This window comes from Pseudomonas sp. SbOxS1 (assembly GCF_013416725.1).
GTDB lineage: Bacteria > Pseudomonadota > Gammaproteobacteria > Pseudomonadales > Pseudomonadaceae > Aquipseudomonas.
Genome location: NZ_JAAVXC010000032.1, coordinates 197,341 through 217,295, shown reverse-complemented (window position 1 = coordinate 217,295; position 19,955 = coordinate 197,341). Strand labels below are relative to the sequence as shown.

At 62.3% G+C, this 19,955-nt stretch carries 20 protein-coding genes and 1 pseudogene; 10 read left to right on the top strand and 11 right to left on the bottom strand.

Going from position 1 to position 19,955, the window contains the following annotated elements:
• Window position 1: 1 nt before the first annotated feature.
• The 4 genes from HFK74_RS25115 to HFK74_RS25100 all read right to left on the bottom strand — a co-directional run bounded on the left by HFK74_RS25115 (window position 2) and on the right by HFK74_RS25100 (window position 2,255).
• Window positions 2-889, bottom strand: a complete 888-nt coding sequence (locus HFK74_RS25115) for a nitrilase family protein (protein WP_180205835.1) — start codon at window positions 887-889, stop codon at window positions 2-4.
• Between the two features lie 294 nt (window positions 890-1,183).
• Window positions 1,184-1,552: a PH domain-containing protein gene (locus HFK74_RS25110; RefSeq protein ID WP_008057664.1), complete on the bottom strand. Its 369-nt coding sequence runs from the start codon at window positions 1,550-1,552 to the stop codon at window positions 1,184-1,186.
• Between the two features lie 61 nt (window positions 1,553-1,613).
• Window positions 1,614-1,955: a potassium channel family protein gene (locus HFK74_RS25105; protein WP_180205834.1), complete on the bottom strand. Its 342-nt coding sequence runs from the start codon at window positions 1,953-1,955 to the stop codon at window positions 1,614-1,616.
• Window positions 1,956-1,991: 36 nt separating this feature from the next.
• Complete coding sequence (locus HFK74_RS25100) at window positions 1,992-2,255, bottom strand: hypothetical protein (RefSeq protein WP_180205833.1); 264 nt, start codon at window positions 2,253-2,255, stop codon at window positions 1,992-1,994.
• A 116-nt stretch (window positions 2,256-2,371) separates the two neighbouring features.
• On the opposite strand from HFK74_RS25100, the gene HFK74_RS25095 reads away from it, so the two are divergent.
• The 3 genes from HFK74_RS25095 (at window position 2,372) to HFK74_RS25085 (ending at window position 5,195) form a co-directional block, all read left to right on the top strand.
• Window positions 2,372-4,291 (top strand): alkaline phosphatase D family protein, encoded by a 1,920-nt coding sequence (locus tag HFK74_RS25095; RefSeq protein ID WP_180205832.1) that lies wholly within the window; start codon window positions 2,372-2,374, stop codon window positions 4,289-4,291.
• Between the two features lie 123 nt (window positions 4,292-4,414).
• Entirely contained in the window at window positions 4,415-4,897 is a 483-nt protein-coding gene (locus HFK74_RS25090; RefSeq protein WP_180205831.1) for an AAA family ATPase, read from the top strand.
• A gap of 73 nt (window positions 4,898-4,970) precedes the next feature.
• Entirely contained in the window at window positions 4,971-5,195 is a 225-nt protein-coding gene (locus tag HFK74_RS25085; protein ID WP_180205830.1) for a type II toxin-antitoxin system Phd/YefM family antitoxin, read from the top strand.
• Here the strand turns inward: HFK74_RS25085 and HFK74_RS25080 are convergent.
• Window positions 5,164-6,369, bottom strand: a complete 1,206-nt coding sequence (locus HFK74_RS25080; protein ID WP_180205829.1) for an aspartate aminotransferase family protein — start codon at window positions 6,367-6,369, stop codon at window positions 5,164-5,166. The genes HFK74_RS25085 and HFK74_RS25080 overlap by 32 nt on opposite strands.
• A 102-nt stretch (window positions 6,370-6,471) precedes the next feature.
• Here HFK74_RS25080 and HFK74_RS25075 point away from each other — a divergent pair, with 102 nt between their 5' ends.
• Together HFK74_RS25075 and HFK74_RS25070 are read left to right on the top strand one after the other, a co-directional pair.
• Complete coding sequence (locus HFK74_RS25075; RefSeq protein ID WP_180205828.1) at window positions 6,472-7,377, top strand: LysR family transcriptional regulator; 906 nt, start codon at window positions 6,472-6,474, stop codon at window positions 7,375-7,377.
• Between the two features lie 78 nt (window positions 7,378-7,455).
• Window positions 7,456-8,469 (top strand): sensor domain-containing diguanylate cyclase, encoded by a 1,014-nt coding sequence (locus HFK74_RS25070; RefSeq protein WP_180205827.1) that lies wholly within the window; start codon window positions 7,456-7,458, stop codon window positions 8,467-8,469.
• A 6-nt stretch (window positions 8,470-8,475) separates the two neighbouring features.
• On the opposite strand, the gene msrA is transcribed toward HFK74_RS25070, so the two are convergent.
• Both msrA and msrB read right to left on the bottom strand, forming a co-directional pair.
• Window positions 8,476-9,183, bottom strand: coding sequence for a peptide-methionine (S)-S-oxide reductase MsrA (msrA, locus tag HFK74_RS25065; RefSeq protein WP_180205826.1), 708 nt, complete (start codon window positions 9,181-9,183; stop codon window positions 8,476-8,478).
• Window positions 9,184-9,203: 20 nt separating this feature from the next.
• The gene (gene msrB / locus HFK74_RS25060; RefSeq protein ID WP_180205825.1) at window positions 9,204-9,734 is read right to left on the bottom strand and encodes a peptide-methionine (R)-S-oxide reductase MsrB; all 531 of its coding nucleotides are present in this window, start codon (window positions 9,732-9,734) and stop codon (window positions 9,204-9,206) included.
• A 161-nt stretch (window positions 9,735-9,895) separates the two neighbouring features.
• Between msrB and HFK74_RS33455 the strand changes: the two are divergent.
• The 3 genes and pseudogenes from HFK74_RS33455 to HFK74_RS25050 form a co-directional block, all read left to right on the top strand.
• Window positions 9,896-9,976: pseudogene (locus tag HFK74_RS33455) on the top strand (outer membrane lipoprotein carrier protein LolA); the annotation flags it as partial.
• A gap of 38 nt (window positions 9,977-10,014) precedes the next feature.
• Window positions 10,015-10,734, top strand: a complete 720-nt coding sequence (locus tag HFK74_RS25055) for a response regulator transcription factor (RefSeq protein WP_180205824.1) — start codon at window positions 10,015-10,017, stop codon at window positions 10,732-10,734.
• The gene (locus tag HFK74_RS25050) at window positions 10,731-12,251 is read left to right on the top strand and encodes a HAMP domain-containing sensor histidine kinase (RefSeq protein WP_180205823.1); all 1,521 of its coding nucleotides are present in this window, start codon (window positions 10,731-10,733) and stop codon (window positions 12,249-12,251) included. The genes HFK74_RS25055 and HFK74_RS25050 overlap by 4 nt, the downstream gene beginning before the upstream one ends.
• A 131-nt stretch (window positions 12,252-12,382) precedes the next feature.
• Here HFK74_RS25050 and HFK74_RS25045 read toward each other — a convergent pair whose 3' ends face one another.
• The 4 genes from HFK74_RS25045 to HFK74_RS25030 all read right to left on the bottom strand — a co-directional run bounded on the left by HFK74_RS25045 (window position 12,383) and on the right by HFK74_RS25030 (window position 17,510).
• Complete coding sequence (locus HFK74_RS25045) at window positions 12,383-13,138, bottom strand: class II aldolase/adducin family protein (protein ID WP_180205822.1); 756 nt, start codon at window positions 13,136-13,138, stop codon at window positions 12,383-12,385.
• Window positions 13,135-14,079, bottom strand: a complete 945-nt coding sequence (locus HFK74_RS25040) for a GTP-binding protein (RefSeq protein ID WP_180205821.1) — start codon at window positions 14,077-14,079, stop codon at window positions 13,135-13,137. Before HFK74_RS25040 ends, HFK74_RS25045 begins: the two co-directional genes overlap by 4 nt.
• The gene (locus HFK74_RS25035) at window positions 14,076-15,824 is read right to left on the bottom strand and encodes an amidohydrolase (RefSeq protein ID WP_180205820.1); all 1,749 of its coding nucleotides are present in this window, start codon (window positions 15,822-15,824) and stop codon (window positions 14,076-14,078) included. The genes HFK74_RS25040 and HFK74_RS25035 overlap by 4 nt, the downstream gene beginning before the upstream one ends.
• Before the next feature lie 81 nt (window positions 15,825-15,905).
• Complete coding sequence (locus HFK74_RS25030) at window positions 15,906-17,510, bottom strand: 5-guanidino-2-oxopentanoate decarboxylase (protein WP_180205819.1); 1,605 nt, start codon at window positions 17,508-17,510, stop codon at window positions 15,906-15,908.
• Between the two features lie 151 nt (window positions 17,511-17,661).
• Between HFK74_RS25030 and HFK74_RS25025 the strand changes: the two genes are divergently transcribed.
• Both HFK74_RS25025 and HFK74_RS25020 read left to right on the top strand, forming a co-directional pair.
• On the top strand, window positions 17,662-18,567 hold the full coding sequence (locus HFK74_RS25025) for a LysR substrate-binding domain-containing protein (RefSeq protein ID WP_180205818.1): 906 nt from the start codon (window positions 17,662-17,664) through the stop codon (window positions 18,565-18,567).
• A 265-nt stretch (window positions 18,568-18,832) separates the two neighbouring features.
• Complete coding sequence (locus HFK74_RS25020; RefSeq protein ID WP_180205817.1) at window positions 18,833-19,924, top strand: ABC transporter ATP-binding protein; 1,092 nt, start codon at window positions 18,833-18,835, stop codon at window positions 19,922-19,924.
• Window positions 19,925-19,955: the final 31 nt, after the last annotated feature.

Genomic DNA, 19,955 nt, shown 5'->3' with positions numbered 1-19,955 from the left:
ATCAGCGCGGGAGACTTGGATGTTGTGTGTAGCCGAGCATCTGATCGTAGAGATCCGCCCGGCGATCACGATGCAGATCGTTCAGGTTGTTCCAGATAAGGGCGCTGCGGGCGCTGGTCAGGTCAATATCGGCAAACAGGATTTCCTGCTGGTCTGCCGATGCTACTGCGCCAATCGGCCAGCCATTGGTCCCGGCAATCAGCGAGCATCCGAGATAGCGGGCACCTCGTTCCTCACCGATCCGGCTGGCAGCGGCGATAAACACGTTGTTTACGTGAGCGGCCGTCATTGTCAGGTACGACGCCATGCACTTGCCGGCATCGTCGAACAGCGGCGGCGGTGTCCAGACCCAGTTGTTGACGCTGCAAATGATGTCGGCGCCTTGTTGGCTCAGGATGCGCGGCACCTCGGGGAACCATATATCCCAGCAGATCAACATTCCGATACGGCCAATGGGCGTATCAAAAACCGGGAAACCCAGGTCGCCCGGCGTGAACCAGAGTTTCTCCAGGTTCCATAAATGGGCTTTGCGATACTTGCCGATAAAACCGTCAGGGCCGACCAGTATGGCGGTGTTGAAGAGCCGCATGCCATCACGTTCGGCCAGGCCGGTTACGAGGTAGACGTTGTGCCTGGAGGCGAAGTCGATCCAGAGTTGCGCGCTTGGCCCGCCGGGTACCAGCTGGGCATGGTCAAAAGCATCCTGCCGACTGCTGAAGAAATAACCGGTGCTGGAGAGTTCAGGCAGCACGATGAGGTTCGCACCGCCGGTGACCGCCTCCAGCGCCAATTCCAGGCTGCGACACAGATTTGCATCACAATTTTCAATGCCGACTTGTGGATCGAATTGCACGACTGCTACACGAACAGGGCTTGTTGGCTCGCTCATTTCGGGTGACCTCTTTTTATTGTTATTCACGCTGTTTCATTGCGTGTTTATAAGAGTCGAAATGCCAACGGGTGTAAGTCAGACGCTTCCGGTAAGGCTGTAGCCTCTGTCCGAAGATGTATTAGCGAGGTGTTCTTGATTACTCGATTTCGATTGGCCCTGGGTCCCGGCATCACTGTCCGGAGCGAGCTTGCTCCGGACGGCGCTCTGTCGATGGACTGTTAGCCAATAAACACGCGTTATCGTTAACGACCATCGCGAGCAAGCTCGCTCCTACAGGGGGGTTGTGTTGTGTCAGAGCAGGTGCTGAGAGATCAGCTTCGAGACCTCGACCATCGAGGTCTTGCCGGTGAACTCGAATTTCACTTTGCCCAACGATGAAAAGTAGATTTCCAGCTCGGAATCCAGATCGAAGGTCCCCGAGGTCTCCACCGAATACGCCACGATGTTTTTATACGGCAACGAGGTGAAGTCTTTCTTGCTGCCGGTGATGCCTTGTACGTTCACCGCGATGATGCGTTTGTTGGTGAACACCACGCCGTCGCGCATGGATTTGTACGAGTCGATGACCTTTTCCCCGTCGAGCAACAGGTCGGCAACCCGTTCGGCGTATTCCTCGTTTTGCTTGAGCTTGAAGAATCCCTTGTTGTTGAAGTCGATCATTGGCCTCTCCCTGATTGTCAAAACACGCATCTAAGCACGACTTCACGCCCTTGGGCCTGCCTTACTTGTCTCCACCGGTCGCCCGCACCGCACTCTCGATCGCCCGCACGCTGATCGCCGCAAAGATCGCCGTGAGCAGCACGCCGTTGAACCCCAGCAATATCGCGAGTATCCGCGACAGCGCCAGTTTCGGCACGAGTTCGCCATAGCCGATGGTCAACCCGGTCACGAAGCCGAAGTAGATGCCGTCAAAAGCGTCCCAGCCTTCCAGGTAGCTGATGATCAGGCCGCACGTGACGATGACGACCAGCATGGTGGAAAAGATCGGCCAGACAATTCGAAGGTAGTAGCCGACGGCTTTGTAGAACTCTCGACGGATCTGCGAGGTATGGGCGGGCTTCATGACATGGGTGTCCTGGGGGCGGATAAGCCTGGCTGTTCATTTTTTGACCGGCGGGGTGGCGGCTTCCTTACCGTCAATCGTATGGTCTTTGGTTTTTTCACCGGCGTCAGGTACTGCGGGATTGGCAAAGCCGGCCTTGGCATTTTCGGCCTTGGTCTTGTGGATATCGCAGCCCTGCGCCTCGCTGACCTGGGTGCACCCGGACTTCTCCAGCTGCTGGCGGTATTTGTCGTTGATGGCATGGGCCGGGGCCTGGGCGAGCAGCAAAATGGCCAGTGTCGGCAGGATGATTCTGTTCATGGGTCCTCTCTTCTGCGGGGCGCCAGCGATCTGCATGGCAGATTCACTTTAGCCTGTGTCGCCGCCAGCTGCGTTATCATCCCCCGCCTCTGTGCCTCCATGAGTTTTTATCCCGGATGTCCCAAGCGCTGCCATTACCCGACGACCCTCAATCCCTGCCCCCTGTGCTGGCCGGCCCGCTGTTGCGACGCCTGGAACCCACACGGCTGGTGCTGTGGCTGGTGGGTTCGCGGGCGCTGGAGCTGACGCTGCGCTTGCAGGGCGTGGGCGATATTCGCCTCGATGCCGGGAAATGCACGGTGATCGCCGTGGGTACCCACGCGTTCGTGCACTTGATCGATGTCGCACTGGACGCTGCCCTGCCCTGCGATGAGTTGATCGAGTACGACCTGCTGATCGACGACGGCACCGGCATCGCCACTTGGGCGCCGCATCTGTTGTACGGCGATGCAACTGCGCCGAACTTTGTCCTGCGCAGCCGCATCGAGCAGTTGCTGCACGGCTCGTGCCGCAAGCCCCATCACCCGGCGACCGACGGGCTGCTGTGCGTCGATGAGCTGTTGGCGCAAGACCACCCGGCCACGGACCGTCCGGCGCTGCTGATGATGAGCGGCGATCAGGTCTACGCCGACGATGTCGCCGGGCCGACCCTGCGGGCGATCCATGCCTTGATCGAACGGCTGGGGTTGTTCGGTGAGCATCTGGAGGGCGCCGTGGTCAGCGACAGCGCCGAGCTTTACGGGCACGCCGCCTGTTACTACCACCGCGCGGACCTGTTGCCGGCGCTGCAAAGCAACGAAACCCTGCGCGAGCGTTTTTTCGGCGGCGCGCGCAAGCCGATTTTCACCAGCAGCAGTGCCGACAATCACCTGGTGACCTTCGCCGAAGTGATGGCCATGTACCTGCTGGTCTGGTCGCCGACCCCCTGGACCCTGATCGCGCCAAAACCGCCGAAACTGATCAAGGAACGGCGCGAGCGTTATGCCCTGGAACAGACGCGCATCGATGCGTTCAAGGCCGGCCTGGGCCAGGTCGCGCGAGCACTGGCGCACGTGCCGACGCTGATGATTTTCGATGACCACGACATTACCGACGACTGGAATCTTTCCGCGCAATGGGAGGAAACGGCTTACGGCCACCCGTTTTCCCGGCGCATCATCGGCAATGCGCTGCTTGCCTACATGCTGTGCCAGGGCTGGGGCAACAATCCGGATGCGTTCGGCGCCGTGCTGGAAAAAACCCGTTCGCTCAGTGCCACCGGCGATGATTGCTACCTCGACAGCGATGTCCAGGACGACCTGATCAATGAGCTGCTGCGCTTCCAACACTGGCATTACGTGCTGCCCACCACGCCGGCCATGGTGGTGCTCGACACCCGTACCCGGCGCTGGCGCAGCGAGATGACCCTCAAGCAACCCTCGGGCCTGCTGGACTGGGAAGCCCTCAGCGAACTGCAGCAGGAGCTGCTGGATCACCCTTCGGCGATCATCGTGTCGCCGGCGCCGATTTTCGGCGTCAAGCTGATCGAAACCGTGCAACGGGTGTTCAGCTGGCTGGGTTATCCACTGCTGGTGGACGCCGAGAACTGGATGGCCCATCGCGGCGCGGCCCAGGTGATCCTGAACATTTTCCGCCACTCGCGCACGCCGGGTAACTACGTGGTGCTGTCCGGCGATGTGCATTATTCCTTCGTCTACGAAGTGCTGATCCGCCACCGCAAGGCCGGCCCGCGCATCTGGCAGATCACCAGCAGCGGGATCAAGAACGAGTTTCCGCCAAACCTGCTGGAGTGGTTCGACCGCCTCAATCGCTGGCTGTATTCACCGCGTTCGCCGCTGAACTGGCTGACCAAGCGCCGGCGCATGCGCATCGTGCCGCACGTGCCCGAACACGCCGAAGCGGGCGAACGGCTGTGGAATTCGGCGGGGATCGGCCAGGTGTACTTCAATGAACAAGGGCAGCCACGGGATATTTTTCAGTACAACTCCGATGGCTCGCCGAAGACGCGAATGGTGGCGCCCGAAGATGATGCCTGAAGGGCTGGAACAAAATCTGTAGGAGCGAGCTTGCTCGCGAATGCGGTGTAACAGGTACCCCTATGGTGACTGGCAGACCGCATTCGCGAGCAAGCTCGCTCCTACAGTTGATCGGTGTCGCTCATGGACCTCACCCGAACCCTGATCATCGGTAACTCCGGCTCCGGCAAGAGCTGGCTGGCGCAACGCCTGGCCGAGCGATTGCAGGTGCCATGGACCGATCTCGACCGCATTCACTGGCTGTCCGACGAACACAGCATCGCCCGCCCCCGCGCCGAAGCCTTGGCCATGGCGCGGGTCATAGCGGAGCAAGAGCGCTGGGTGATCGAAGGCGTGTATGGCTGGATCGCCAGCGAACTCCTGCACCGCACGACAGCGCTGATCTGGTTGTGCGTTGCCGACGAGGAATGCGTCGCCAATATCCGCCAGCGTGAAGCCAACGACGACGAACGCCTGATCGCCCTGCTGGAGTGGGCGGGGAGCTATCGCCAGCGCGAGGGATCCAGCGGATATACGGCCCATCGGCAGTTGTTCGAAGGGTTTGCCGGTTGCAGAATTCAATTGATGGGCCGGACTGAAATCACCGATTTCGCCTTTATCAGATAAGGACTACAGCGCTCTCGGAAACGTCTCGAGGAGGTTTCGAAGATACTCGCTCGCATCGAGCGAGGATTTCACTATGTACACCATCAATTACACCACCGCACGCGCGCATTTGGCTGAAACCATGGATCGAGTCAACGAAGACCACATCACCCTGTTGGTCACCCGCCAGAAAGGCGAGCCGGTGGTGATGATGTCGCTGGCGCAATACAACGCCCTCGAAGAGACCGCCTACCTGCTTCGCTCCCCGGCCAATGCCGAACGCCTGATCAAATCGATTGGCAACCTGCGTGCCGGGTAAGTGCAGATACCACTACTGAACTCACCCCCCTGACAATCATCTCCACCTCCCGCTCATCAATCGTCAGTGGCGGCAACAAACGAATGGTTTGCCCCCGCGTCACGTTGATCAGCAAAGCATGATCCCGGGCGGCGATCAGGCTCAGGTCGCGGATCGGTTGCTTGAGTTCGATGCCGATCATCAAGCCCTGGCCACGGATCGCCAGGACGTTCGCGTGATCCGCCAATTCCATGCGTAGCTTGCTCATCAGGCGTTCGCCCTGGAGCCGGGCATTTTCCAGCAGGCCTTGTTCCTCGATGATGTCCAGCACCGTGCACCCGACCCGGCAGGCCAGCGGGTTGCCGCCGAACGTGCTGCCGTGGCTGCCCGGGGTAAAGAGTTCGGCGGCTTTGCCACGGGCCAGGCAGGCGCCGATCGGGACGCCGTTGCCCAGGCCTTTGGCCAGGGTCATGACGTCCGGGACGATGCCTTCGTGCTGGAACGCGAACCACTGCCCGGTCCGGCCGATGCCGGTCTGGATTTCGTCGAGCATCAGCAACCAGGAACGCTGGTTGCAGAGTTCGCGTACGGCTTTCAGGTAGCCGGGTGGCGCCAGTTGCACGCCGCTTTCGCCCTGGATTGGCTCCATCAGGATCGCCACGATGCGCGAGCCGTGAGCCTGGCGCACCTTGTCCAGTGCCTTGAGGTCGCCGAAGGGGACTTTGACGAAATCCCCTGGCAACTTGTTGAACCCCAGGCGCACCGCCGGGCCATCGCTGGCGGACAGGGTGCCGAGGGTGCGGCCATGGAAGGCGTTCTCCATGACCACCACCAGGGGTTGCTCGATGCCTTTGTGCCAGCCGTGCAGCCGGGCGATTTTCAGTGCCGTTTCATTGGCCTCGGCCCCGGAGTTGTTGAAGAACGCCCGGTCCATGCCCGCAAGCTCGGTCAGCCGGCGGGCCAGGCGTTGCTGCCAGTCGATGCTGTAGAGGTTGGAGGTGTGCAGTAGCAGCCCCGCCTGTTCGCTGATGGCCGCGACGATTTTCGGGTGCGAGTGCCCGACGTTGGTCACCGCCACCCCGGCCACCGCGTCCAGGTATTCACGACCGGCCTGGTCCCACAGGCGCGTACCCAGGCCCTTGTTGAAACTCAAGGCCAAGGGTTGGTAAGTGCTCATCAGGCAGGCGGCGGTCATGGCATCAGGCTCCATCAAGGGTCGGTGTTTTTGCAGTATGGTTAGCCACCTGAGCTGGATAAATACTGCAATACTTCAATCATTTTAAAGTCGAGCTTGATAATGGACCTGTTCCAGGCAATGACCGTCTACGTCAAAGTGGTGGAAGCCGGCAGCATGACCGGCGCCGCATCCCAGTGCAAAATGTCCACGACCATGGTCGGCAACCACCTCAAGGCCCTTGAGCAGCGCCTGGGTGTGCGCTTGCTCAACCGCACGACCCGGCGCCAGCGGCTGACCGAGTTCGGCGCTGCGTATTACCAGCGCTGCCTCGAAGTGCTGGGGCTGGTGGCGGATTCCGAACGCCTGGCCGAGCAGGCGGTGGATGAACCCAGCGGCACGCTGCGCATTTCGGCGCCCTTGACCTTCGGCACGGAAAAACTGGCGCCCGCCCTGAGCGAATTCGCCCTGCTCTACCCCCGGGTAAAACTCGACGTGATGCTCACCAACCGGCGCCCGGACCTGCTGGAAAACGGTCTGGACGTGGCCTTTCGCCTGGGCGCCCTCGAGGAGTCCAATCTGATTGCACGCCCTCTGCTCGACTACACCCTGACCATGTGCGCCTCCCCGGCGTATGTGGCCCGTCGCGGCGCGCCGCAAACACCCGAAGACCTGCGTCACCACGATTGCCTGTCTTTCGCCTATCCCGCCGGCGATGACTGGCACTCGGTGGAGAAGGAATGGCGCCTGGCCGGCCCCGAAGGCGAAGTCACGGTGGCGGTCAGCGGACCGATGCTGATCAACAGCTCGGCAGGGCTGCATCAGGCGGCGCGAACTGGCATGGGCATCGTGATGATGCCCGATGTCCTGGTTGAGCAAGACATCCGGGACGGCAAACTGCTGGGCCTGATGCCCGAGTTCACCCCGCCGAGCCGGCCGATGAACCTGATGTATGCCCAGGACCGCTACCGGCTGCCGAAATTGCGACGTTTCGTCGACTTCGCCCTGCAGATATGGGGCAAGCACTAGCAGGCTCGCCGGGCCTTGGACTAATCTCCCTGACTGAGCAGGTCATTGGCTATCAGGCTAGCGCCAGGGAGAGCGGCAATGGGAGAGACTTCGAGTATCGAACCCTTGAAGTTCAATGTCTCGGACATGAACGAAGGCATGCTGCACACCATCATGGAACTGGTCAGCGACGGTATCTGGGACTGGAACGCCAATACCGGGTTCGTCTACCGCAACGCCCGCTGGTACGAGATGCTCGGCTACACGCCGCACTCCCTGGACAACAACGTATTGACCTGGGAAAACATCATCCACCCCGATGATTTCCCCCAGGTCATGGCCCTGTTCGATGACTACCTGAGCCAGCGCACGCCGGTGTATCAGGCCGAGTACCGCTGCCGCACACACGACGGCAGTTATATCTGGATCGAAGACCGCGGCCACGTGTTGGCGCGCAACGCCGACGGTTCGGTGGCGCGGATGGTCGGCGCCCACCGCAGCATCGAAGACAAGAAGCGCCTGCTCGAAGCGCTCGAACGGCGCAATCAATCCCTTGAAGCCATCGTTGAAGAACGCACCCGTGAGTTGTCCAGGGTCAATCAGCAACTGCAGCAGCAACTGGAAGAAAACCGCAAACTGGCGCAAACCGATGCCTTGACGTCGACCGCCAATCGCTATCGCCTGGATCAGGCCCTGCGCCAGGAATGCGAGCGAGCGCAGCGCTTTCGACAGCCGCTGTCACTGATCGCCATGGACATCGACGACTTCAAGAGCATCAACGATCGCTACGGCCACGCCTTGGGCGATGAGGCCCTGATACAGGTGGTCGAACGTGTGCAGCGCTACCTGCGTGAAGGTGACCTGCTGGCTCGTTGGGGCGGCGATGAATTCATCGCGGTGCTGCCCGATACCTCGCTGGCCGAGGCCAGGGCCCTGGCCGCAACCATCCGCCAGGGTCTGTCGCAGACGCCGTCCGTGGGCGACTTTCGCGTGACCATGAGTTTCGGCGTGGTCCAGCGCTTCGAGGAAGAACAACAGACCGGCCTGATGGCCAGGGCCGATCAGGCCCTGTACCGGTCGAAAGTCGCCGGCAAGAATGTGATCAGCGGATAACGACCGTTACATCCCCGCCTTCACCAGCACCGGTTTTTCCTGGTAGCGATCCGGGTACAGTTGCTTGAGCTGCGCCACCTTCGGCAAGTCGTTGATCACGATGTAGGGATAGGTCGGGTGCTCGGTCAGGAAGTCCTGGTGTTCTTCTTCAGCCGGGTAAAAACCGTTGAAGCTTTCCAGCTTGGTCACAATCGGCTTATCGAACGAATGCGCGGCGTTTAGCTGGGCAATGTAGGCTTGGGCCACCCGTTGCTGCTCGCCGCTCTTGGTAAAGATCGCCGAGCGGTATTGGGTGCCGGTGTCCGGCCCCTGGCGGTTGAGTTCGGTCGGGTTGTGCGCCACGGAAAAGTAGATCTGCAGCAAGGTGCCGTAGCTGACCTGGCTCGGGTCGAAGGTTACTTCCACCGATTCCGCATGACCGGTATTGCCACCGCTGACGCGTTCGTACTGCGCCGTATCGGCTTTGCCACCGGCGTAACCGGAGACGGCATTTTTCACGCCTTTGACATGCTGGAACACGCCTTGCACACCCCAGAAGCAACCACCGGCGAACACCGCGGTTTCGCTATGGGCCTGGGTGGTTTCGTCGAGGATCGGCGGCGGAAGGAGCACGGCTTCTTCTGCCCCGCCAAGGGAAAACGCCGAGCATTGGCCGATGATGCCGGCAGCAGCCAGCCCCAACAGCGTGCGGCGCCAGGTGAAAAGATTTTTCATGTCACAGACTCCTGGGAAATTCAGATGGCCCTGGGCTCGAACTTGAGCGCCAGACCGTTCATGCAAAAACGCAAACCGGTCGGTTTCGGCCCGTCGTCGAAGACATGGCCCAGATGCCCGCCGCAACGGCGGCAGTGCACCTCTTCGCGCACCATGCCGTAGGTACGGTCCTGGCGGGTGGCCACGGCCTTGTCCAGCGGCGCCCAGAAACTCGGCCAGCCGGTGTGGCTGTCGAACTTGGTCGCCGAAGAGAACAGCGGCAACTGGCAACCGGCACAGGCGAACGTGCCGTCGCGGTGCTCGTTGTTCAGCGGGCTGCTGTAGGCCCGTTCAGTGCCTTCTTCGCGGAGGATTTCATACTGTTCGTCGCTGAGGATGGCGTGCCATTCGCTGTCGCTGTGGGTCACTTCGAACGCCTCGGCCGCACTGGCATCACTGATCAGCGCAGTACGCGTGGAGAATCTCGGCAACAGGCCGATCGCCAGGGCCGCGACGCCCAGCCCGCCGCTGGCGAAGAGGAATTGCCGGCGTGAAAAGCGTGGTGAAAACATGGCCGTCTCCAAAAATTCCAGGGGTCTTTCATGGAGCACAGCCTAGTCTTGGCTTGATCGCCAAATCCTCACGGGAAGTTAAACAATTCGTGATAACTCGAGCCGTGAAAAACCCGCACAATGCCTATGCCAATACCACTGTAGGAGCGAGCCTGCTCGCGATGGAGGCCAACGATGACGCGGGGTGCCTGACCTCCCGCGGCGGCCTCAGGTTTTTCGCGAGCAGGCTCGCTCCTACAGTTAGTGGCAACACGCACAATGCGCAGAAGGATTGAGCTGGATGGAACAGACCAAACGCGTCCTCGTGGTCGAGGATGACCTGCATATCGCCGACCTGATCTGCCTGCACCTGCGTGACGAGCAGTTCGAGGTGGTGCACAGCGCCGATGGCACAGAAGGCATGCGCCTGCTGCAGCAAGGCAACTGGGATGCGTTGATCCTCGACCTGATGCTGCCCGGTGTCGATGGCCTGGAAATCTGCCGCCGCGCCCGCGCCATGGCGCGCTACACGCCGATCATCATCACCAGTGCGCGCTCCAGTGAAGTGCACCGGATTCTCGGCCTGGAGCTCGGTGCCGACGATTACCTGGCCAAGCCGTTTTCCATGCTTGAGCTGGTGGCCAGGGTCAAGGCATTGCTGCGCCGGGTGGATGCCATGGCGCGCAACCTGAAGATGGATGCCGGCAGCCTGCTCATCGACGGTCTGGCCATCGACCCGATCACCCGCGAAGTGTCCCTCGAGGGCCGGCGCCTGGACCTGACGCCCCGGGAGTTCGACTTGCTGTACTTTTTCGCCCGCCAGCCGGGCAAGGTGTTTTCGCGCATGGACCTGCTCAATGCCGTGTGGGGCTACAGCCACGAAGGCTACGAGCACACCGTCAACACCCACATCAATCGCCTGCGCGCCAAGATCGAGGCCGATCCGGCGCAACCGGTGCGCATCCTCACCGTCTGGGGCCGCGGCTACAAGTTCGCCACCGGGGAGGAATCGCCGCCATGAGGCTGACCCTGACGCAGCGCCTGTCCCTGGTGTTCGCCGTGCTGCTGCTGGTGTGCTGCGGCACTTCGGCATGGCTGCAGGTGCGCTCCAACCAGATGCATGAACAGGAAGTGGTGCAGGGCTTGTCCCGGGACCTGGCGCAACACATCGCCCGTGACACGGTGCTGATGGACACCCAGGGCCTGATGCCCAATGCCGTGCGTGATCTGTTCAGCAAGCTGATGCAGGTCAACCCCAGTGTCGAGGTGTACCTGCTGGACACCGAGGGCAAAATTGTCGGCAGTGCCGCACCCGAAGGCCGGATCCGGCGCGAGCGCGTCGACCTGGCGCCGATCCAGCGCCTGCTCAGGGGCGATGCCTTGCCGATTGCCGGTGACGATCCGCGCAGTGTCGATGCTCGCAAGGTGTTCAGCGCCGCGCCGTTGAAGGTCGATGGCAAGGCCGTGGGTTATCTCTACGTGGTACTGCTCGGTGAAGACCATGACCGCCTGGCCGAGCGCGGCGCCACCAGCGCTGCGCTCAATACCGCCCTGCTGTCCATCGGGCTGGTCGCGCTGCTGTGCCTGATTGCCGGCCTCACCGCGTTTGCGTTGATCACCCGGCCATTGCGCCGCCTCACCGAAACCGTCAGCCAGTTCGACATCGACGGCGTCCCGGTGACGCCGGCCCTGCCCGTCCTCCTGGAAAAAGCCGCCAGCCACGATGAAATCGCCGTCCTCGACGCCGCGTTCCGGCAGATGCAGGCGCGCCTGGGCGAACAATGGCGCTCCTTGACCCGCCAGGACCAGGAACGCCGCGAACTGGTGGCGAACATCTCCCATGACCTGCGCACGCCGCTGGCCTCCTTGCACGGCTATCTGGAAACCCTGTCGCTCAAGGACGCCACGCTGTCCCCCGCCGACCGCCGCCGCTATCTCGGCATCGCCCTGGACCAGAGCCGCAAGGTCGGTGGTCTGGCGCAGTCGCTGCTGGAACTGGTGCGGCTGGAACATGGTTTTGTGCAACCGGTGCTGGAGCGATTCTCCCTGACCGACCTGGCCCAGGATATTTTCCAGAAATTCGAACTCACGGCCGAGGCGCGCCAGGTTGAATTGAAGGCCACCTTCGCCCCCAACGTCTCTGCAGCCTGCGCGGACCTGGGATTGATCGAGCGGGTGCTGACCAACCTGTTCGACAACGCGTTGCGCCATACGCCGCCAGGCGGCGAGATCGAATTGGGTTTGCGTCCGCAAGGGTCGTTCATTGAGGTGACGGTCAGCGACACTGGCCCCGGTATCGCGCCTGAACTGCGCGAAGGTCTGTTTTTGCGGCCGTTCAATATCGGCGGCGCCCGGCGTGATGGCGGGTTGGGGTTACGGATCGTGCACCGCATCCTGCAATTGCATGGGCTTGAAATTCAGTTGATCGACGTGCCGGGGCGCGGGGCGACGTTTCGGTTTTCGTTGCCGATCGATGAACAGACGGCGTCGGGATTGGCGGTGCGGTCGATGAACCTCAACACACCGCGGCAGGCCTGACAGACCGCGATGCGCACTGCTTTGTAGGAGCGAGGCTTGCCCGCGAAGAACGATGACGCGGTGTGGCAGGGAAACCGCGTTGGCTGGTTCGCCGGCAAGCCTGGCTCCTACAAGAGATTTCGGCAGTCCATTCAGTCTCGATAATCCGGCGCCACCCGCTCCAGCAACCGCAACAACGCCGCCCAGGCCAGCTGCATCGCATCCGGATCATTCAACTCACCCTCCTCCAGCGCCCGCCCCGGCTCATTGAACTGCCGCTCGGTATGCGCGCAAACCTCGGCCGGCGGCAACACCACTTCACCGGCGGCCATGGCCGCCAACTGAATGTCGCAGGCCTTCTCCAGGTAATACATGCGCATGAACGCCTGCCCTACCGTCTCGCCCACCGTCAGCAAACCATGATTGCGCAGCAGCATCACCGGCTTGTCGCCCATGTCCGCCACCAGCCGTTGCTGCTCGCTCATGTCCAGCGCCACGCCTTCATAGTCGTGGTAAGCCACGCGGCCATAGAACTCCATGGAGATCTGGTTCACCGGCAACAACCCGCACTTCAACGCCGCCACCGCGCAACCGGATTTGGTGTGGGTGTGCAGCACGCATTGCGCGTCTTCGCGGGCGGCATGGATCGCGCTGTGAATCACGAAACCGGCCGGGTTCACCGGGTATGGCGACGGTTCCACGGCGTTGCCATCGAGGTCGATTTTCACCAGGTTCGACGCCGTGATCTCATCGAACATCAGCCCGTAGGGGTTGATCAGGAAATGATGCTCCGGCCCCGGAATGCGCACCGAGATGTGGGTGAAGATCAAATCGGTCATGCGAAAATGCGCCACCAGTCGATAACAGGCGGCGAGTTCTTCGCGCAAACGTCGTTCGGTCTGGTTCATGCACTCACCTTCACGGTGCAGGCCTCAAGCCCCTGGCCCAAGGCCTCCCAACCGTCGAAGCCACGCCGGGCGATGAACACCAGCCGCGTGCTATCGGTGTCGGCTTCATCGGTCGCCGGCAGAAACTGACTGCGGGTACCGACGTGTTGCAGCCAGTGCGCCTTGTTGCCCTGCGCCAGTTTCACCAGCCCCTTGACCCGGAACACATCGCTGGGCAGCGCCTGCAACCAGCCGCGCAATCCGTCGGCATCCAGGGCCGCGTTGCCCTGCCACAACCAACTGCTGAACATCTCGCCGTGGTCGCCATCGGACACCCGTGTCAGTGGTTTCACTTTGCGCGGTTCAAGCTCCAGTTCGGTATCGAGCCACAGCGCATCCGGCAACTGCGCCTGCACGCTTTCATGCACGCGGGTCCTGAGCCCCAACGCCTCGCGCAATGCCCGCAACTGTTCCTCGTCGACCAGATCGGTCTTGTTCAACAGCAGCAAGTCAGCAGCGGCCACCTGTGCCCGCGCCAGTCGCGCGTACTCGCCGTCGAGTTGGAGATGACGGGTGGCGTCGACCACGGTGATCACCATGTCCAGTTGCATCTGGCTGCGCAGCTGTGGATAAGCCAGGGTCTGTACGATGCGCTGCGGATCGGACACGCCGCTGCACTCGATGACGATGCGTTCCAGCCGCGGCTGCAATTGCGCCAGGCTGCCGAGCTGGGCCAGCAGGTCTTCCTGCACGGTGCAGCAGATGCAGCCGTTTTGCAGGCTGTACACGGCATCCGTCACTTCAGAAACGATGGCGGCGTCGATGTTCAGCTCGCCGAAATCGTTGACGATCACCGCCAGGCGGCTGCCTTCGGCACGGCGCACCATGCGGTTGAGCAAAGTGGTTTTGCCGGCGCCGAGAAAGCCCGAGACGACGGTCACTGCGATGCGTGGGGAAGTCATTCTGCCTTGCCCTCCAGCACCGGTGGTTCGCCCTGCCAAACTGCCTTGAGGCCGACGGCCTCCAGGGTCGAATGACGATCGTAGACCAGTTGCCCTTCGACAAAGGTCAGCAACACCTGGGTCTTGTGGATGTAGTTGCGCGCCGGTGCAGCGAACAAGTCACGGTCGATCACGATCAGGTCCGCCGCCTTGCCCACTTGCAGGCTGCCGGTGCTGTGCTCCAGGCCCATGGCCACGGCGCCGTTGCTGGTGATCACGGTCAGCGCCTGTTCGAGGCTGATCGGGTCGCCGAAGCAGGCTGGGTCGTCGTTCCACGGGTTCTGCCGGGTGATCATGGTTTCCAGCGCCAGCCACGGGTCGATGGACGCCACCGGCCAGTCGGTGCCCATCACGGCGGTGCCACCGGCGGCGAGCACGCCCTTGAAGTCGTAGATGCGCTTGAGCCGTTCCTGGCCGTAACCGGAACGCGCACCGCTGGCGAACGGTGTCGGGTACCAGGCCGCCGGGGAAAATTCGGCGATGACATTGAGTTCCTTGAAGCGCGGCAGGTTGCCCGGGTGCAGCAAGGTGCTGTGGGCGCACTGGTGGCGCACTCCGCTGAAACCGTTGCGCCGACGCGCCTCGGCCACGGCATCGAGGAACACGTCGGACGCGCCGTCGCCGGTGCAATGGGCGATGACGCGGATGCCCTTGCGGTCCATGTCCACCACCATGTCGGTGATGTGCTCCGGGGTCAGGTTGAGCTTGCCGCGCCAGCTCTTTTCCTCTGGCCATGGGGTCAGCAGGTACGAAGACTTCGGCTCCACGGTGCCGTCGAAGTGAAACTTCACCGCGTTGGCGCTCAGGCGTGCACTGCGATAGTAGTGACGCTCGCCCGCCAGCAGTTCCCAGCGACGACGCACCGGGAAGATGTCGTCCTGCCAACTGATCGCCGCTTCGATGCGCACGGTCAGTTCACCGCTGTCGTCGAGCTCCTTCAGCGCTTGCAAGCGCTGTTCGCAGACGTGCACGTATTTGCTCGCCGTGACCCCGCGCGAACTCTGGAAGTGCACGCCATCGCGATAGGCGCGGCGCAGCACGCTGACCGGGGTCGGCGGCATGGCGGCGTGGATCATCGCGTAGGCGCCGTCGATCATCAGGCCGGTGGGTTCGCCGGTCAGTTCGTCGCGCTCGAAATAGCCGTTGCGCGGGTCCGAGGTGTTGCCATCGATGCCGGCCAGTTCCAGGGCCTTGGAGTTGACCATCATGGTGCCCCACATGCGGTCGAGCAGCGCCACGGGACGGTCGGGCATGACGCTGTCGAGCCAGGCACGACCCGGGGTCAGGCCGGCTTCGCGGAAGGTGTAGCGCACCCAGTATTGACCGTAGATCCAGCCATCGCCCGGATGACTGTCGGCATAGGCCAGGATGCTTTCGCGCAGTTGCTCGGGGGTCGGGTCTTCGATGCCGACATCCAGGTCGTCGCTGTAGCGTGGCGCCAGCGCCAGGTCGGGGTGAGTGTGCATGTCGTGCAGGCCAGGCATGCAGAACGCGCCTTGCAGGTCATGCACACGGGTGTTCGGGCCCTTGAACATCTCGATCTGGCCGAGGCTGGCAACACCGATCAACTTGCCGTCGCGGATGGCCACGGCCTCGGCCCACGGGTTGGCCGGATCCTGGGTGTAGATACGCCCGTTGGCCAGGATCAGGTCGGCGTAGGTCCCCTGCACGGAATGGGTAGAGGAAAAGTTATCGGACTCAGCCATGTAAGCCACCTTTGAGTTCAGGGAGATTGAAAGGTCCGCCGTGCATAGTGCGTGCCGGGGACCAAAAAAATTGTTGTTGTTTTAGTCAGCTAGAAACGTTGCGGCGTCGACCTCGATCATCACCGGCTCATGGCAATTGCCGAGTTGCCCCAGTAGCTCGCGCAGGCCTTGCAGATCGCTCGCCCGGTGATGCGGCACGTGGCAGCTTCGGGCCAGGGCGGCGAAGTCCGGCGTGAGGATGTCCACCCCGAGCAGCGGCACCGCCTTGGCGTTCATGTAGTCGCGGATTTCGGCGTAGCTGCCGTTGTTCCACAGCAGCAGGATCACGCCGACGCCGGCTTCCCTGGCGGCGATCAGTTCGGCACTGGAGAACTGCAAGCCACCGTCGCCCACCAACGCCACCACCGGGCGCAAGGGTTGCGCGAGCTTGGCGCCGATGGCGGCGGGCAAGCCGTAGCCGAGGGTGCCGTAGCCGCTGCCGGCGTTGAACCAGCTGTTGGGTGTTGGTGCCCGGTAGCCCAGGGCGCCCTGGTACACCGGCTGGGTCGAATCGCCGACGATCAGCGGTTCTGGCAAGTGATCGCGCAGCGTATCGAGCAGCGCTTGCATGCGGCTCTGTTTCGCCGTCCAGCCCGCCTGTTCGACGGCGTTGACCCGACTCACCCGCGCAGCCGCCCAGGCGTCATCGGCCTGGCGTTGCGGCAGTTGCGCCAGTAACCCGAGCAAGCCTTGTTCGGCGTCACCCAACAAGCCGACCGCTGCCGCTTGTACCCCGAGTATCTGCAGCGGATCGATGTCCAGGCGAATCAGCGGCGCCTTGAACTGCAAGGGGCCAAGGCCGAAAAAGTCGTAGTCGGTTTCCCCCAGCTCAGTGCCGACCGCCAGCACCACGTCGGCCTCGGCGAACAGCTCGCGGCCGTGGGCCGAGGACTGCACGCCGTCGAGCAACAACGGATGCTCGGGGGCCAGCAAGCCACGGGCGTTGGTGGTCAATGCCACGGGTGCCTGCAGGCGTTCGGCGAGCGCTGTCAGGGCCTCGGTAGCCCGGCGCGCGCCGCCCCCGGCGAGGATCAATGGACGCTTCGCCGCCTGGATCAATTCGACGGCGCTGGCGATGGCCGCTGCGGCCGGAGCCGGTGCTGCCGGCAATGCCCGCGGGCGCAAGTCCAGGCCATCGGCAGGCATTTCCAGCACGTCCAACGGAATCTCGATGTGCACAGGTCTCGGCCGGGTGCAGCCGAACAAGGCAAAGGCCCGCGCCAGCACTTCAGGCAACTGCGACGGGTGCTGCAGTGTATGGCTGAAGGCGCAGACCCCGGCGACCAGCGCGCGCTGGTCCGGCAGTTCATGCAGGTGACCGTGGCCCAGGCGCAAATGCTCGCGACGGTTGCAGGTGGAGATCACCAGCATCGGCACCGAGTCCGCATACGCCTGGCCCATGGCGGTGATGATGTTGGTCATGCCGGGGCCGGTGATGATGAAACACACCCCCGGCTTGCCGCTGGCGCGGGCATAACCGTCGGCCATGAACCCGGCGCCCTGCTCGTGGCGCGGGCTGATGTGTTTCAGGCGGCTGCCGTGCAAGCCGCGATACAGCTCGACGGTGTGCACACCGGGAATGCCGAAGACGGTGTCAACGCCATAGCCTTCCAGCAACTGAACGAGCGCCTGGGCACAACGGGTCATGCAGCACCTCTTTGATGATGGGCCATACCGGCCCAAGGACAATTGGCGCTAGTATTGTTGAATCAACCGATACAACAATCGATTTTTTTTGGCCTGACTGTTCAATTTCCATCACCATATGTACCACTCACCACCACAACGGGATTGATCCATGCGATTTCCTTCGATGACCGCCCTTCGCGCGCTGGACGCAGTCGCCCGCACCGGCAGCGTGTCGGTCGCGGCCCGTGAACTGAACCTGACCCGCAGCGCCATCAGCCACCAGATCAGCAAGCTTGAGGAGTGTGTCGGCTTCCCCCTCACCGAGCGCATTGGCCGCGGCATCGGCCTGACTTACCAGGGCGAACGTTATGCCCGGGAGGTGCACGGGATCCTGTTGAACCTGCTCGATGCCGGGCAGTTGGTCGACGACCAGGAGATCTCCGGTCGGCTGTGCGTCAGTTGCGCGCCGGGGTTCGCCACCTATTGGCTGTGCCACCACATCGGCGCGTTCCTGCGCCAGTATCCGCAGGTGCAATTGCAGCTGATCTCCCCGCGCACACCGGACGACACCAACAACCCCGGCGCCGACCTGTTCATCGCCTACGGGATTGGCGACTGGCCGGAGATGGTGGTCGAAGAGATCGTCGCGTTGCGTTTCTTCCCGGTGTGCAGCCCGCGCCTGATCAACGCCCTGAGCGGCCTGAAAAGCCCCCATGAACTGAGCAACTTCCCGCTGCTGCACATGACCGATTACTCGGACTGGCGCGTCTGGCTGACCGCCGCCGGGGCTTCGGGGGTCAATGCGGTGAGCGGCATCCTGTTCTCCGATGCGCACTGCGCGCAATCGGCCTGCATTGCCGGCCAGGGCATCGCGATCGGCGACAACCTGATCAGCGGCGACGCCTTGTCCAAGGGCCTGCTGGTACGCCCCTTCGACATCACCATTGACCTGCACCGTGGCTATTACCTCGCCGCCGATCCGCAAAAGGCCGAGCGCGCGGTGGTCCAGGCCTTCAGCAACTGGGTCAAGACGCAGCTGCAGTCATCCCACCAGACCTGGCAGGACTCCCTCTAACCCCCCCCTGTAGGAGCTGGCTTGCCAGCGAAGACGGAAGAACAGCCGACACAAATGTTGCCTGACACACCCCCTTCGCTGGCAAGCCAGCTCCTACAAGGCAGAGCCCAGACAAGCCGAATATTTGTTCAATAAAACTAACCAATACGGGCAAAATAATTCCATTGATGTAGCGATATTTTTAACAATAATAACGCCCAAAGCCCATTTCGGATTTGCATCCGTCCTCGTACGTCATATGGGCAATAAAAAGAGGAACCTCATTGTGTCCAGCCGTTCAGCGATTCAGCTCAGCGCTCAAGGTATCAGCCAGTATTACGGCCGTTTCGCGGCGCTGGATAACGTCGACCTGGATGTTCACCAAGGCGAATTCCTGACCCTGCTGGGCCCCTCCGGCTCGGGCAAGACCACCTTGCTGATGATCCTGGCCGGTTTCCTCAGCCCGACCTCGGGCAAGCTGATGGAGCAAGGCGTCGACATCATCCGGCGCCCCGCCGAGAAGCGGAACTTCGGCATGGTGTTCCAGGGTTATGCGCTGTTCCCGCACATGAGCGTGGCCGACAACGTCGCCTACCCGCTGCGCATCCGCAAAGTCGCGGCCGAAGAACGCAACCGCCGGGTCAAGCACATCCTGGAAGTGGTCGGCCTCGGCGCGCACATGCACAAGAAGCCGGCGGAAATGTCCGGCGGCCAGCAGCAGCGCGTGGCGATTGCCCGGGCGCTGGTGTTCGAACCGGAACTGCTGCTGCTCGACGAACCGCTGTCAGCCCTGGACAAGAACCTGCGCGAACAGCTGCAAACCGAATTGCAGCGCATCCACCGTCAGGTCGGCACCAGTTTCGTCTTCGTCACCCATGACCAGAACGAAGCCCTGGCGCTGTCTTCGCGCATCGCGATTTTCAACCACGGCAAGCTGACGCAGGTCGACACCCCGGAAAACATCTACAACCGCCCCGAGAGCCGTTTCGTCGCCGAGTTCCTGGGCAAGATGAACCTGTTCCCGCTGGCCAACCTGACCCGCAACGGCCAGACCGCCAGCGGCCGTTGTGGCACCAGCGTGTTGCACGCCGTCGCACCGAACGCATTGGGCAATGCCCCGATCGTCCTGGCCGTGCGCCCCGAGCACATGGAGCTGCACAGCGATTGCCCGACCCGGGATGGCTACAACGTGATGCCCGCGCAACTCACCGACAAGGTCTACCAAGGCTCCAGCACCCACCTGGCGCTGAAGGTCGGCGGCGACACCTTGCCGATCAACCTGTCCGTACCGGGCAATCACCCGGGCGCCTTGATGCCCAGCGGCGCGCCGGTGTGGCTGAGCTGGCCGGTGCAGCAAAGCTTCTTGCTCCAGGCCTGATTCCCCAAGAAATTGCGTCACAAAGCTCTCT

Bases quoted from the DNA above. Each gene is read 5' to 3' on its own strand.
- msrB (WP_180205825.1), bottom strand. From the start codon at position 9,734: ATGTTTTCACCACGCTTTTCACGCCGGCAATTCCTCTTCGCCAGCGGC.
- msrA (WP_180205826.1), bottom strand. From the start codon at position 9,183: ATGAAAAATCTTTTCACCTGGCGCCGCACGCTGTTGGGGCTGGCTGCT.
- HFK74_RS25035 (WP_180205820.1), bottom strand. From the start codon at position 15,824: ATGGCTGAGTCCGATAACTTTTCCTCTACCCATTCCGTGCAGGGGACC.
- HFK74_RS25075 (WP_180205828.1), top strand. From the start codon at position 6,472: ATGGACCTGTTCCAGGCAATGACCGTCTACGTCAAAGTGGTGGAAGCC.
- HFK74_RS25055 (WP_180205824.1), top strand. From the start codon at position 10,015: ATGGAACAGACCAAACGCGTCCTCGTGGTCGAGGATGACCTGCATATC.
- HFK74_RS25030 (WP_180205819.1), bottom strand. From the start codon at position 17,510: ATGACCCGTTGTGCCCAGGCGCTCGTTCAGTTGCTGGAAGGCTATGGC.
- HFK74_RS25110 (WP_008057664.1), bottom strand. From the start codon at position 1,552: ATGATCGACTTCAACAACAAGGGATTCTTCAAGCTCAAGCAAAACGAG.
- HFK74_RS25095 (WP_180205832.1), top strand. From the start codon at position 2,372: ATGTCCCAAGCGCTGCCATTACCCGACGACCCTCAATCCCTGCCCCCT.
- HFK74_RS25045 (WP_180205822.1), bottom strand. From the start codon at position 13,138: ATGAACCAGACCGAACGACGTTTGCGCGAAGAACTCGCCGCCTGTTAT.
- HFK74_RS25090 (WP_180205831.1), top strand. From the start codon at position 4,415: ATGGACCTCACCCGAACCCTGATCATCGGTAACTCCGGCTCCGGCAAG.
- HFK74_RS25115 (WP_180205835.1), bottom strand. From the start codon at position 889: ATGAGCGAGCCAACAAGCCCTGTTCGTGTAGCAGTCGTGCAATTCGAT.
- HFK74_RS25080 (WP_180205829.1), bottom strand. From the start codon at position 6,369: ATGACCGCCGCCTGCCTGATGAGCACTTACCAACCCTTGGCCTTGAGT.
- HFK74_RS25050 (WP_180205823.1), top strand. From the start codon at position 10,731: ATGAGGCTGACCCTGACGCAGCGCCTGTCCCTGGTGTTCGCCGTGCTG.
- HFK74_RS25100 (WP_180205833.1), bottom strand. From the start codon at position 2,255: ATGAACAGAATCATCCTGCCGACACTGGCCATTTTGCTGCTCGCCCAG.
- HFK74_RS25040 (WP_180205821.1), bottom strand. From the start codon at position 14,079: ATGACTTCCCCACGCATCGCAGTGACCGTCGTCTCGGGCTTTCTCGGC.
- HFK74_RS25025 (WP_180205818.1), top strand. From the start codon at position 17,662: ATGCGATTTCCTTCGATGACCGCCCTTCGCGCGCTGGACGCAGTCGCC.
- HFK74_RS25070 (WP_180205827.1), top strand. From the start codon at position 7,456: ATGGGAGAGACTTCGAGTATCGAACCCTTGAAGTTCAATGTCTCGGAC.
- HFK74_RS25085 (WP_180205830.1), top strand. From the start codon at position 4,971: ATGTACACCATCAATTACACCACCGCACGCGCGCATTTGGCTGAAACC.
- HFK74_RS25105 (WP_180205834.1), bottom strand. From the start codon at position 1,955: ATGAAGCCCGCCCATACCTCGCAGATCCGTCGAGAGTTCTACAAAGCC.